The organism is Pseudoalteromonas sp. SA25 (genome assembly GCF_011378705.1).
Classification (GTDB): Bacteria; Pseudomonadota; Gammaproteobacteria; order Enterobacterales; family Alteromonadaceae; genus Pseudoalteromonas; species Pseudoalteromonas arctica.
Window position 1 is genome coordinate 1 of the sequence record NZ_WTKV01000029.1, and the last position, 12,885, is coordinate 12,885.

A 12,885-nucleotide genomic window follows, 5' to 3' on the forward strand; every position below is an offset into this window, starting at 1 on the left:
ATAAATTTAAGCCGCGTTATGTTTAGACAGCGCCCCGCCAAAATATCTAAAAGGCGGGGCGCTTGTGGTTTTTCGTGTGGAAAATGGCGCAGCTCCACACGAACTAGAACAAAAGCCCTTTTAAGCGTAGCGGTTCTAGCCCGTAACATAATGGGATTTATGGGTGGTATTTTCTTTGATTGTTGTAACTTTATTCAAAGTGTGTATACTTTAAGAATAATGTAACGTTAATCAAAGGTGTTTTTATGAAAACTACAGTTAAGGAAAAATCAAAAAGAGGTGGTAAACGTGTCGGCGCTGGTAGACCAAAAACCGTTTTTGATGAAAAAAAGGCTGTTAGAATAGACTCAAGAGAGGAATTGCTCATTAATCTTGTTCGCTCAAATGGCAATTTGGAGTCTCTGATTGATGAAAATAATTCTATTTTTATTCACAATATTAAAAATCGTTCGTCTTAACTTGGCGACAGCCGATAGCGAAGCGGAAACCCAACCCATCTAAATTATATTGATATTGTTTTGGCTGCACTGGCTAAATCAATATCACCAAATTAAAATCGCCCCTCTGATAAACCCCTCCGAAAATTGAAATAAAAAATCATGTTTCCGTATTGGTACAGGTTGAGAGTCCACATACTTTAATAGTGGACTCTTGTCCCATTTTGAGACTATTAAGGTTAATCCTTCCTTTTGTTTTTCAGATCTTTTACAGCGTCACTTAGATAGTTATCAATCAAATGTTGAACAATTGTTGATGTTTTAATTGTCTCTCTCGTTGCTATTGTTATTTCTACTGCTGCGTCCTGCAATGACTCTTTTCGCTCTCCATTAATAGCTATAGTGGTGTCTTTGCGCTTTTTCATTTTTAAATTTCTCAATAAATATTCATGCAACTATACAACATTTAAAAAATAATTATGAAATATGTTTACATGTAATAAATATTGAGCCTATACTTAGCCAAATTATTTATTTCGTGTTTACATGTAATGATAGACCTCTTAAGAATAAAGATACCATTTGTTGAATCTATAGTTGCTATATCTCCTGATGGAACTAGCGGGCTTATAGATTTGCGCGAGTGTCAAAAAAGAGGATGTAGAATGGAAGCTGGCGATGTTACTTTTACTGCTAATGATTATCGTCTTGATGCAGAAAATATTTGTATTGCTGAGGTTTCCGCTTTACGTCATCCATTTGAGGCACTTCCCAGCTCTTGGTCTACTTTGAGTTTTAAAGTTTATTCAGGTGGTCAAAATTATTACCCGTTCATCGAATTAAAAGCTAGTCCGGCTAAGTTACTCCAAGGTCATAACGTATTTGGTACGTGTAATGTAATGTTGTGCATTGATTCTTTGCTAACAGCATTTTGCTATGCAATGCCAGATATGGCGGATATTTTGGAATTTAATAACGCTGAATTAGCTCAGATAGATTGTACTTTTACCGCCCATTTGGATACCGAATCAGATAGTCGAAACGTAATTCATGCATTACGCAACATATCAAACGGCCAAACAAAGGGCGCTAAAAGTGCATTTGATACTACTGCATATTTTGGTAAAGGCTCACGCCATAAAAGATTAAAAGCTTATTTGAAACAGTTTGAGTTACAAGACCAAACCGCAAAGGCACAAGCTAAATACGACAAGACAAAAGACCAAGTTTACTTAAATCAATTAAACGCTATGACAGCGCCAGAAGTACAAGAATTCGCTACTAACGCATTAAGACTTGAAGCTAGTGTAATGCCAAGAATGTTAAATCGTCTTGGTATACCTACTAACATTTGGTCATTTGAAGAATACAGCGAAAAATTTGAAGGCTGCTTAATACAGGAATTATGGAATAAATCTTGGTCAGACATTTTTAAAACATTCGAAGGTGCAACCATGCGTACTTTTTCAGACGAAGAGATACAAACTAATTTGAGACAGCATTTTAAAACTGAGACAAAAAAAGGTTTTAGTTTTGCTAAAGCTGATCGCCTCTTTCGCACCTTTAGAATGATTAAACATGAGGGCTACGAGGAAGTTAAAGCAACGACTCCTAAGGCTACTTTTTACCGCACTGTTGAAGAGCTAACAAAAGTTGTTCCTAAAGCTTACCTACAAAATTTACAGGCTACAGCGTCAAACGTTGTCCCTCTAATTAGATTTGTTAACGTTGATTTTTCACGTCAACACCCTTTGAACTGGGTAGAACCGACCCGACTTTCTGAACAATTACAAACAGGTTTAAGACTTGTTTCTTAACTTTTATATTAAGGATTTATCATGCTAGTACGAGTATTAGATACAAATAATGCACACATACCTGAGCCACGCACTTTCCCAGCTAAAGGCGATAGACCTTCACGCACAGTGTATGAACAAAAAGTTTATGCTGATATGGGGGGCATTTTCCCCGTTATGTTTAAGATTTCGCATGATGACCATAATGCAGCATATCCAGTAGGTGAATATGAACTTGCACCATCAAGTTTCAAGATTAACCAATACGACCAACTTGAGTTAGACCGTTACAATATTCGTCTAACTCCATTAAGTAAAAAAGCGGGTTAACAATGGCTGCTAATTACGAATATATCGTAATTTGTCCCGTTGAACCTGTTGAAAAACAGTGTCCAGTGGAATTGGAAGTTGTACACCAACCTCTACCGATTCCGCTAGATTACGAGACATTTCAAAACGAAGTGCTCCCGTCAATCATCGTTGTCCTTCTTACCTGTTATGGGTGGAAGAAATTAAGAAAAATGGTTTTTTAACTTAAGGAATATAACCATGAAAAAATTAACTGCTTTAAAAACAGGCGTTCTAGTTTCTCTTGCCGCTGTTGCTGGCGGTGCTCATGCTGAAGCTGATGCAGGTGTTACTGCTGCAACAACAGGCTTCCAAACATTCTTTACCGATAACGCTAATATTATTGGTGCTGTTTTCTTAACTGCTGGTTTTGTTGCTATCGGTTGGAAATGGTTAAAAGGTATGCTGTTCGGTTAATGTTCATCACATTAGACACAGTGCTAATTGTCTCTGGACTCTTAGCACTTTATATACTTTTCGATGATTAAAACAAGGCGCTCCGATGCGATTACTAATATATATATTGGCGCTAATGAGCGCTTTTTTTGTTTCTGCTGTTGTTATTGATGATGAAAACAGTCCTTATAATGGCTATGAATATATAACAGCAGATTCACAGGAAGGGACACTTTATATTGATGGAACATACGGTACAAGTTGGCCTTCTCCAAAAGCAGGTTTTGATAATTATTTTGATTATGATGCTTTTTCAGCTGGTCTATTAGAGGTCAATGTATTAATTGAACGTGTGAATGTTTCGGGTAGGTATCATTCTTATTATATAAAATATGAAACTTATTCTAACTGTTCAGGTTCTCCATGTAATAGAAACGAACGTGCTTTTACACGACAATTTACTACAGCAGACGGAACTGTTTACTCTTGCCCAGATAGTTATCCAGTCGGCCCTATCGAAATTTCAGGCTCTCACCTTTGTTTGCGTGAAGCCCAGCCGAAAGACTGCCCTGCGGGTTATCACTCTAAAGCTGTTTCTGCTCAAATTGGCGGTACTGAATGTGTTCCTAAAGAATGCCCTCCTGCTGGTTCTGGCGAAAATTTATCTTCTAGTCCTGCGACTGGCGGTGTTCCTTTTTCTGGCGGTGGTATGTATTGCAATGATGGTTGTGCTTATAGCGTACCCTCTTCAAATATCACTTCTCAGGGTTACGCATCTGGAACTTCCCAAGGTGTTTCTTGTGGCGATAAACCATATGATAATAAAAAATTAGCTGACGAAGGTAATGAGGGCGGTTGTAAAACTACAACTGATGAAAGTGGCGTTTCTGTTATGACCTGCGATACCCCAGCAGACCAACCAGAAGGAGAAGGTACTGATGTTGATAATGGTGAAAGCAAAACTGATGATACTCCAACCCCTAAAAAGCCTTTAGAGGATTGTGCTGTAGATGATACTGCTTGTTTACTTCGTAATCTTCAAACCTCCTCTGAGAATAATAATCAAGATGCTATAGATAATGATAATTTGCTCCATAATAAATTAATTGATGCCATTACCAATAATACGAATGTTATCAAAAACTCAGTTGAAAATTTAGATACAACTGTTTACTTGGCTCAGCAAGAGAGCGCTAGAAATGACACTATAAAAATCCAGAAATTAGACGGGATTATTGATGCTATTAGAGGGATAGAAATTACAGGCGGTGGGGGTGGTGGCACTGGTTCTGGTGGCACTGGTTCTGGTGGTGATGATTGCGAAGGTTCAGCAGATGATTGTGTACCTATTCCAGATTCAGAACTACAAGTTGAACAAATTAATTTAGACCAATATGCAGACAAATATGATGACTGGTTACCGAATGCCGAACTCCCACAAGAGAAATGTATAACTCTTACCACTGGCAACACAATGTGTTTAAGCTTTGAATTTTGGATAGTCCTTTTCCAAGCTATTTCGGGTTTAATGGTCATAACTGCACTTTTACATAGCGCAAAAATCATAACAGGAGCGGTCTAACATGCCCTATTTAATACAAGCTTTCTTTGCGGCTTTAGCTGCTTTATTACCTACACTTGTTTCAAAAGTTCTAGTAGGGTTAGGTTTTGGTTATGTCACCTACGAACTAGGCTCTTTTGGAATTGACTATGTTTATCAGCTAATTGCATCTAATGCAGCTGGGTTACCAGTTGAAATAATAGCCGTTCTAAAATACGCAAAAACAGATGTAGCGGTAGGCATTATGCTTGGTTCTTACGCTGCCGCTTTAACTATTAGAGGTTTAACAAGTGCTGGTTCAGTAACTAAATTAGGTGTGAGGTCTGCACCATGATTTATTTAAGAACGGGAGTTCCTGGCGCGGGAAAAACTTTAAATTCACTTAAAGAAATTTGTAATGACCCAGCAGTTACACAAAAGCAAAAGTTTTATAATAATATAAAAGCTTTCCTTCTTGATTTAGATTTTTGTAACAGTTTTCAAGGTTTCTTTTATGGTTCTTATTATCCAACCATACAAGGAACCCCAAAGGCGCAAAGGTATACAAAAATAATTAAAGAAGTACATGCACAGGCGCGAATGATAGAAATAGCAGATGTTCCTTGGCTAGCTCCTAACTATGGCCGTTTTTCTGAAACTGATGTTATAAATCTTTTTGTTAATTGGTGTCGTAAGTGTTACCCAAAATCAAACTTAAAAGCTCTTGATGTATTCTTAGAAGAATCTGAAAATCCAACGGTTGAATCTATCCGTTTATTAAACTATCACTGGACGCATACAGATGATCCAACACGGTGGCCTGAATTACCAAATGGTTCTATAGCTTTATTTGATGAGTGCCAAGATTATTTCCCCCCAATGGCCAATAGTGCTAAACGCCCGTTTTATTACACGCAGTTTCAAAAGCACAGGCATAGCGGGGTAGATATACACTTAGTAACACAACATTACACATTCTTAGATAATGTAATCCAAAAATGTACGGGTATGCACGTACATTATTTTAGGCCGATGGGTGGCGCTGTAATAACAAGATTTCAAAGAGATAAACAGTTCAGTACAGACTACCAAGGTGATTTAGAAAAATGCTCTACCACTACCATAAAACGAGATTCCAACTTCTATGGTGTGTATTGGTCAGCAGATGACCATACAGCTAAATTCAAGTTGCCGCCAAAACTGTATTTAGTATTGTTTGCTATACCATTGGCTATTTATCTTTTTTATACGCTTTTACTTAGTCTTGGCATTGTTGGGGATGAAAGTCCCCAAGGGACAGAAAAAAAATTAGAAGTTATTGAAACAGCAGTTTCACCTACGCAGATAAAACAAATTGAAGATTTGGTTTATAAGCCAAAAAAATTTACACATCCATTAAACGAGATGTGTATAGATTATGAGTATGGTGGTTATGAAATTAAAAAGAAAAATGGGGTTGTATCTGTAGAGCATTTTATTAATTGTGTTACAGGCCAGCAGCTAGACAAGCAAAAAGAATCTTCTTTTCTTACAAGTGAAGGCGAAGAGCAAACACGTTCTGAGGATATACAAGAACCTGAAACAATCTTGCTAAGTTCAAATTACTTAGAAAAGCTAGGTTATTACATCTACCTAAATGAAAATTTACCTATATTGAGATTTAAAGACACAAAAATATATTTACATCAATTCTAGCCCCAGCCAACAGAGAGAGAGAAGGGCGAGCCCCGAGCCCCTCACTCTCTGTGCTGGGCTTTTAACATTAATTTAGTCCACCACTAACAACCCATAAATTACGTTATGTTAAATTGGTTGAGTTTTAATAAAGCGAGCGTGATTATACAAACCAGCTCGCTTTTAGGAGAGTAATTTGGTGGTTAATTAAGCTCTGAATCAACCCAAAACTTAGTTCCTTTTAATACAGCTTGTAGTGCAAGGCCATTTTCGGTTACAGAATATACAGTAACTTGATCTGCAATCGCTTCGGCAACCAATGCACCGCCTTTATCTTCATATTTTGCTGCTGCATCAGCGTTTCCGCCAAATGCCCAACCATGTTCAATAAATCTGTTTAATGCAGCTTGATTATGAAAAACCATTACAACGTTAAAATCTTTAACGCCTAAGCCAAGTCCTAAACCGGCTTCGCCCATATTCATGTAAGTCGATTTACCTGTAAGATTATTTCTAACAACACCGTAACCACCGCCAAAGCTAGCAAGCACTACATTTACATTCGCATTATCGAATACAGCATAACCAGCAGAGTTAGCAATTTGTTTTTTAACATCAGGTTTTTCAGCGTATAATTTATCTAATGTGTTTGCTTTCATACTTTGTACAAGTGAACGTTTTTCGCTTGGTGATGCACTACCTGTAGTAGCACACCCAGTTAATGCAACTGTTAAAGCAAGTACGCTTAGTATAATTAGTTTTTTCATAATGTTTTCCTTAATAAGATATAGCAACCAACAACCATAGAATAATCACGGTATTAAAATAATTAGAGCTTTACTATGTCCAATACTAGACAGTATCGGACTTTAACGTTATTCTGTAAGTCTATTATTTAATTGAATATTTATACATTATGCTTGTTGCTTTGGTTGATACGTTAAAACAATTAAGATATCAAATTGCCCATCTAGATGACGGTACTCTCAATTCAGAATACCCAGAACTTGCATCCTTTATACAGGAAATTGGCTTGACTGTAACTGAATCAAAAGCCGATCTGACATTCTTGTATCAGTTTTTATATGTTTATGGCCGAAAATCAGAAGCCACTTATAGTCGTTTTCGAAATGAGCTTGAACGCTTTTATTTATGGTCATGGTTAATCGCAGAAAAATCAGTATTCGATTTAAAACGTGAAGATATTGAAGCTTACGTTGATTTTATGGTTGAACCCGATAAAGCATGGGCTGCAACTTCAGTGCAATGGCGTTATAAAGATGAACAAGGAATTCGTCGATTAAACCAAAACTGGCGCCCTTTTATGCTTAAAGAATCCATTGCTAGTCAGCAAACTTTATCGTCTATGTTTACAGCATTAAATGTGTTTTATAAGTTTGCCTTACTAGAAGAAAAAACATTTGCTAACTTTGTCCCTGTTGTTAAAAAAAATAGTCCGTACTTAGTTGTTCAATCACAAATTCAAATTCCAGACACATTAAGCGATATTCAATGGGAATACGTTTTTGGTGTAACGCGTGATTTATGCGAACATAACCCTGATTTAGAGCGAAACTTATTTACGCTTGCCTGCTTAAAAGGTCTTTATTTACGAATCTCAGAATTATCTGAGCGCCCACAGTGGTCGCCGGTGATGTCTCATTTTTGGCAAGATAATGATGGTTTCTGGTTTTTACGTATTATGGGCAAAGGTAATAAATTACGAGATGTAACCTTAAGCGATGATTTTGTTGAATATTTAAAACGTTATAGACTATACAGAGGTTTACCTGCCCTTCCCCGTGTTGATGAATCAGATCCCTTGGTTCATAAAATTCGCGGGCAAGGTGGTATGACCGTAAGGCAAATTAGGCGTTTAGTTCAACAAAGTTTTGATTATGCACAGCAATCATTACTTGATGATGGTTTTAAAGATGATGCTGAACAACTTGGCGCTGCAACTGCGCATTGGCTTCGCCATACTGGTGCCACACATGATGCGCAAACCAGACCGCTTAAACATTTGTCAGAAGATTTAGGTCATTCTAAAATTGCGACTACCGATCAAATTTATATTCAAACAAATATTAAAGAGCGAGCAAAGTCAGGACTTAAAAGGAAAATTTAATGGAGTATTTAGTAATAGCATTTATAGGCGGATTATTTTTAATTTATTCTTTAACACTTCGCCAGTTAGAAAAAACAGAAGTAACAGGCCCAATGTTTTTTGTTGTTGGCGGAATATGTTTAGCTTCAATGCTACCCAACGAAGGGCATAAAATAAAAGAAGGCGTTGATCTTTTATTACCATTTATAGAGCTTACGCTAAGTATATTTTTATTTTCTGATGCAGCTAAATCAAAGCTAAGTGTATTAAGGCATAGTTTTCAGTATCCTAGTTTACTGTTGTTTGTTGCCCTACCCTTAACTTTATTACTCGGTATTGCTGTTGCTTTATTTTTCTTTGCTGAGCTTTCACTTATTCAAGCGGCTTTGCTCGCTATTATTTTAACGCCTACCGATGCAGCTTTAAGTAAAGGGCTATTAGCAAGTACACAAGTACCTGAAAAAATACGCGAAGGAATAAATACTGAAAGTGGTTTGAACGATGGATTATGCGTACCCATATTTTTAATATTTATATTACTCGCTAAAAATCCTGATTCAGCTATTACCGCAACACAAACATTAAGTGTGTTTGGACGAGAGCTTGGCTTGGCTTTATTAATAGCTATTACAAGTATTGCTGTTTTTATACCGAGTTTAAACTTTGCAATGAAACGTCATTACTTTGCACAAAATACCAGTCCATTTTTATTACTCGGTTTTGCAATGGCTGTATTTTCTGTCACTCAGTATTTTCATGGCAGTGGTTTTATTGCGGTGTTTATTGCAGGCTTATTATTTGATAAATTTTCGACCGAAGAAGTTAGAACAGAATTAATTGAAGACTCAGAGCACATAGCAGATTTCACATCGTTAATGATTTGGTGCTTGTTCGGGTTTGTTTGTGCTTACTTAGTTATTCCTAAATTAAATACTGAAATTATAATTTACGCTTTGTTAAGTACAACATTGATTAGAATAATTCCAGTTATGCTGTCTCTGCAGTTTACGGCATTGAGTATTAAAGAGCGTTTTACATTTGCGTGGTTTGGGCCAAGAGGATTAGCATCAATTGTTTTTACATTGATGGTGATAGATACGCAAATAGAAAACAAATATCAAATAGCGACAATAGCAATGACGACTATTCTGTTTAGTGTATTTATACATGGTATTAGCACTAAACCTATTGCTGATAGTTTTGTAAAAAAATAATTATTTAAACTAGGTAAATTAAGAATACGTATTAAAAAAGGCGTAACGGTTATTTTCATCACTGATGAAGTTAATCGTTGCGCCTTTTTTTATTTAATAAATAATTTACCAATTTGTATTTAGATAAAAATATTTAAGTACTCTTATATAAGTGATCTTATTTAAGCACTCTTATTTTATAAAGTTATTTAAGAACCTGTGCTAGTAATTCAATTGGGTGTTTTGGTTTAAACTTTTCAAAACGTTTAACTTGGCTACGACAAGAAAATCCCGTAGATAAAAGTTGCTCAGGTTTATTTTTATCTACAATTGGTTTCCAGCTCATTTCGTAAAGCGCACGTGAGTTATCTTGATTTTGTGCTTCGTGGCCATAAGTTCCCGCCATTCCACAACAACCTGTATTTGTTGTTTTTAATGTTAAACCAATATCATTGAAAATTGTTTGCCATACATTTGCTGCTTTTGGCAGCGCAGTTGTTTCAGTACAATGACTCAGTAATGTAAATTCGGTATCTGTATTTTGCTTTGCGCTTAGTGATTTAAACGATTGTGTTTCTAGCCATTCATGAGCAAGCTGCACATTAAATTCGCCACGGTTATTTTCTAAAATTGTATTATATTCATCGCGATAACACATAACGAGTGACGCATCTAAACCGACTAACGGTGCATTAATATCATTTAATTTATTTAAAAACTCGGCTGCATTTTTAGCTGTAACTTTAAATTCATGCAAAAAACCTTTTACGTGTTGCGGTTTACCATTTGGTTTAAAAGGTAATAGCATTGCTTTTTTGCCAAGTTGGGTTATTAAAGTAATAAAACTTTCTACTAGTTCCGCTTCGTAAAAGCTCGTAAATGGGTCTTGTACTATTAATACGTATTCACTTTGTTGCTCTGCATTTAATTTATTTAATAAATCAAAATCAAATTTTTGTGCTTTAGTAATACGCTTCGAAAGCGCAGGAATACTTAACTGTGGTGTATCAACATAGCCAACCGTTTTTTTAATAACATTACTTACTAATGATGTTTTAACAATTGGGTTTATAACTTTTGCAAACTTTGCCATTAATGGCGCGCTGTTTTCTATGTTACCAACAAGGTAATCTTTTAGCGGACGCGCATAATAACTATGATAATAATTTAAAAAGCGTGAACGAAAAGTAGGAACATCTACTTTTATTGGGCAGGCAGTTGTACATGCTTTACACGCTAGACATTCATCCATTGATGCTTTTACTTCGTGAGAAAAATCGTAAATACCTTTGCGTTTTTCGCGACTATGAACAAAACGTTCCCACCAGGTGATTACTTCACCTTTGTTAAGTTGCTTTTCTACTTCGAGTAAATCAACATTTTTTGACTCTTGTAATCGAAGCCATTCGCGCATTAAACTTGCGCGTCCTTTTGGTGAATTACGACGATCGCCAGTTACTTTATACGATGGACACATAGGTGAATTTTCATCGTAATTAAAGCATATGCCATTACCATTACAGGTCATTGCATTGTTAAAACTGGTTTTAACTTCTATTGATATTTGCTTATCGAAGTGAGATCTTTTTTGTCCATCAACACTAACTAGTGAGTCTTCACTATCGATAGGAGTACATATTTTACCAGGGTTAATACGGTTATTAGGATCGAAAGCTGTTTTTATTTTACGAAGTTGAGTATATAAATGTTCACCAAAAAATTCAGGGCTATATTCACTTCGGTAACCTTTACCGTGTTCGCCCCACATTAAACCGCCGTACTTAGCGGTTAGTTTTACTACCTGATCTGAAATAGTTCTAAGTAGTTTTTCTTGTTCTGGGTCACACATATCAAGTGCTGGGCGTACATGTAAAACCCCTGCATCAACATGGCCAAACATACCATACTGTAAATTGTGGCTGTCGAGTAATGCTCTAAATTCGACAATATAATCTGCTAAATTTTCAGGCGGTACTGCGGTGTCTTCTGCAAAGGCGAGCGGTTTTTGGCTGCCTTTTACATTACCTAATAAACCCACTGACTTTTTACGCATTGCGTAAATTTTTAGTATATCGCTTTTATCACTGGTTAACTGATAACCAATAACGCCATTAGTTTGATTTATTACGCATTCGTCTAGAAGCTTGCAAAGCGTGTCTACTTTGTCTTTTATATCATCGTTAGATACTGCATTAAACTCGACCATGTTAAGGCCTTGCATATCTTTATTTGGTACGTCAGTTATTAAGTCCGATACTAAATTCCAAATGATATCTTCACGCGCTAAGTTTAAAACTTTGCTATCAACGGTTTCTACCGATGTTGCGCGTGCATCGACTAAAAATGGTGAATGGCGAAGTGCTGAGTCAAAACTATCGTACTTAATATTAATAAGCGTTTTAAATTCGGCAATAGGCGTTAGGTTTAATTTAGCTTCAGTTACTATACCTAATGAGCCTTCTGAACCCGTTATTAGTCGGCTCATGTCAAAAGTAAGTAAGTCATCACTTATCACATGCTCTAGGTCGTAGCCGGTTAAAAAACGATTTAACCGTGGAAACTTAGCTAAAATAGCAGCGCGTTCATTAACTGATATATCTAAAACTGTTTTATATAAACTACCAATTAGTGAGTCTTGATTAGCTATAATTTGTGCTTTGTCGATGTCTATTGGGGAGGTACACATAGGTGTGCCATCAACTAAATAAGTTGTTAGCCCTAAAACATGATCGCTCGTTTTACCGTAAACTAACGAGCCTTGCCCCGATGCGTCAGTACTTATCATGCCACCAATAGTTGCCCTGTTACTGGTAGATAAATCGGGTGAGAAGAAAAAACCATAAGGCTTTAAAAAGTCATTAAGTTGATCTTTTATTACGCCGGTTTGAACGCGTACCCAGCCTTCCTCTACATTTATTTCGAGGATTTCGCGCATATAGCGAGACAAATCTACAACAATACCAGGTGTTAACGATTGTCCGTTAGTGCCTGTTCCACCGCCACGAGGACCAAAAGTTAATGATAAAAACGGGTCGCGAGATGCTGTTTGCAATGCGAGCTGAATATCTTTTTCACTTTTTGGAAAAATAACACCTTGCGGTATTTGCTGATACACACTGTTATCGGTTGAAGCGGTAATACGCGTTGCATAACTTGCGTCGGCATCTCCGGTAAAACCTTGGTTTGCAATGGTATTTAGGTAGTTTGCGACAAGTTCTGTCGCGGCATCTTGCTGTGTAATTGTTGCTATCATGACGGCGATATTTTAGGGCATTTGACTAATTATATCATGGTGATGGCGAATAGAAATTGAAGATTTTACAGTTTGTAACACTCTTTTAGTCGATTTTAATGCAGCTTAAATTATACTCATACTAACAAGTAATGAGGTGTT

12 protein-coding genes are annotated in these 12,885 nt (G+C 36.5%); 9 read left to right on the forward strand and 3 right to left on the reverse strand.

Going from position 1 to position 12,885, the window contains the following annotated elements; translation table 11 throughout:
* Window positions 1–245: 245 nt before the first annotated feature.
* Window positions 246–458 (forward strand): hypothetical protein, encoded by a 213-nt coding sequence (locus tag GQR45_RS18790; RefSeq protein ID WP_165725544.1) that lies wholly within the window; start codon window positions 246–248, stop codon window positions 456–458.
* 218 nt (window positions 459–676) lie between these two features.
* On the opposite strand, the gene GQR45_RS18795 is transcribed toward GQR45_RS18790, so the two are convergent.
* Window positions 677–862: a hypothetical protein gene (locus GQR45_RS18795; RefSeq protein ID WP_165725545.1), complete on the reverse strand. Its 186-nt coding sequence runs from the start codon at window positions 860–862 to the stop codon at window positions 677–679.
* Window positions 863–988: 126 nt separating this feature from the next.
* Between GQR45_RS18795 and GQR45_RS18800 the strand changes: the two genes are divergently transcribed.
* From GQR45_RS18800 to GQR45_RS18825, 6 genes are all read left to right on the forward strand, one after another.
* Entirely contained in the window at window positions 989–2,254 is a 1,266-nt protein-coding gene (locus tag GQR45_RS18800) for a phage/plasmid replication protein, II/X family (protein ID WP_165725546.1), read from the forward strand.
* Window positions 2,255–2,275: 21 nt separating this feature from the next.
* Window positions 2,276–2,563 (forward strand): single-stranded DNA-binding protein, encoded by a 288-nt coding sequence (locus GQR45_RS18805; protein WP_165725547.1) that lies wholly within the window; start codon window positions 2,276–2,278, stop codon window positions 2,561–2,563.
* A gap of 219 nt (window positions 2,564–2,782) precedes the next feature.
* A complete protein-coding gene (locus tag GQR45_RS18810) occupies window positions 2,783–2,998 on the forward strand; it encodes a hypothetical protein (protein ID WP_165725548.1) in 216 nt (71 codons plus the stop codon).
* Between the two features lie 85 nt (window positions 2,999–3,083).
* Complete coding sequence (locus GQR45_RS18815; RefSeq protein WP_165725549.1) at window positions 3,084–4,559, forward strand: hypothetical protein; 1,476 nt, start codon at window positions 3,084–3,086, stop codon at window positions 4,557–4,559.
* Between the two features lies 1 nt (window position 4,560).
* Window positions 4,561–4,872 carry a DUF2523 family protein gene (locus tag GQR45_RS18820; RefSeq protein ID WP_165725550.1) on the forward strand — a complete coding sequence of 104 codons (312 nt, stop codon included), beginning with the start codon at window positions 4,561–4,563 and terminating at the stop codon, window positions 4,870–4,872.
* On the forward strand, window positions 4,869–6,212 hold the full coding sequence (locus GQR45_RS18825) for a zonular occludens toxin domain-containing protein (protein WP_165725551.1): 1,344 nt from the start codon (window positions 4,869–4,871) through the stop codon (window positions 6,210–6,212). The genes GQR45_RS18820 and GQR45_RS18825 overlap by 4 nt, the downstream gene beginning before the upstream one ends.
* Window positions 6,213–6,394: 182 nt before the next feature.
* Here GQR45_RS18825 and GQR45_RS18830 read toward each other — a convergent pair whose 3' ends face one another.
* Window positions 6,395–6,958, reverse strand: coding sequence for a YSC84-related protein (locus tag GQR45_RS18830; protein ID WP_007583197.1), 564 nt, complete (start codon window positions 6,956–6,958; stop codon window positions 6,395–6,397).
* A 149-nt stretch (window positions 6,959–7,107) separates the two neighbouring features.
* Between GQR45_RS18830 and GQR45_RS18835 the strand changes: the two genes are divergently transcribed.
* Entirely contained in the window at window positions 7,108–8,319 is a 1,212-nt protein-coding gene (locus GQR45_RS18835) for a tyrosine-type recombinase/integrase (RefSeq protein ID WP_007583195.1), read from the forward strand.
* Entirely contained in the window at window positions 8,319–9,512 is a 1,194-nt protein-coding gene (locus tag GQR45_RS18840) for a cation:proton antiporter (RefSeq protein ID WP_002962135.1), read from the forward strand. Before GQR45_RS18835 ends, GQR45_RS18840 begins: the two co-directional genes overlap by 1 nt.
* Window positions 9,513–9,696: 184 nt before the next feature.
* On the opposite strand, the gene GQR45_RS18845 is transcribed toward GQR45_RS18840, so the two are convergent.
* A complete protein-coding gene (locus GQR45_RS18845) occupies window positions 9,697–12,744 on the reverse strand; it encodes an FAD-binding and (Fe-S)-binding domain-containing protein (RefSeq protein WP_165726738.1) in 3,048 nt (1,015 codons plus the stop codon).
* Window positions 12,745–12,885: the final 141 nt, after the last annotated feature.

Coding starts and splice junctions, on each gene's coding strand:
- GQR45_RS18790 (WP_165725544.1), top strand. CDS start 246: ATGAAAACTACAGTTAAGGAAAAATCAAAAAGAGGTGGTAAACGTGTC.
- GQR45_RS18795 (WP_165725545.1), bottom strand. CDS start 862: ATGAAAAAGCGCAAAGACACCACTATAGCTATTAATGGAGAGCGAAAA.
- GQR45_RS18800 (WP_165725546.1), top strand. CDS start 989: ATGATAGACCTCTTAAGAATAAAGATACCATTTGTTGAATCTATAGTT.
- GQR45_RS18805 (WP_165725547.1), top strand. CDS start 2,276: ATGCTAGTACGAGTATTAGATACAAATAATGCACACATACCTGAGCCA.
- GQR45_RS18810 (WP_165725548.1), top strand. CDS start 2,783: ATGAAAAAATTAACTGCTTTAAAAACAGGCGTTCTAGTTTCTCTTGCC.
- GQR45_RS18815 (WP_165725549.1), top strand. CDS start 3,084: ATGCGATTACTAATATATATATTGGCGCTAATGAGCGCTTTTTTTGTT.
- GQR45_RS18820 (WP_165725550.1), top strand. CDS start 4,561: ATGCCCTATTTAATACAAGCTTTCTTTGCGGCTTTAGCTGCTTTATTA.
- GQR45_RS18825 (WP_165725551.1), top strand. CDS start 4,869: ATGATTTATTTAAGAACGGGAGTTCCTGGCGCGGGAAAAACTTTAAAT.
- GQR45_RS18830 (WP_007583197.1), bottom strand. CDS start 6,958: ATGAAAAAACTAATTATACTAAGCGTACTTGCTTTAACAGTTGCATTA.
- GQR45_RS18835 (WP_007583195.1), top strand. CDS start 7,108: ATGCTTGTTGCTTTGGTTGATACGTTAAAACAATTAAGATATCAAATT.
- GQR45_RS18840 (WP_002962135.1), top strand. CDS start 8,319: ATGGAGTATTTAGTAATAGCATTTATAGGCGGATTATTTTTAATTTAT.
- GQR45_RS18845 (WP_165726738.1), bottom strand. CDS start 12,744: ATGATAGCAACAATTACACAGCAAGATGCCGCGACAGAACTTGTCGCA.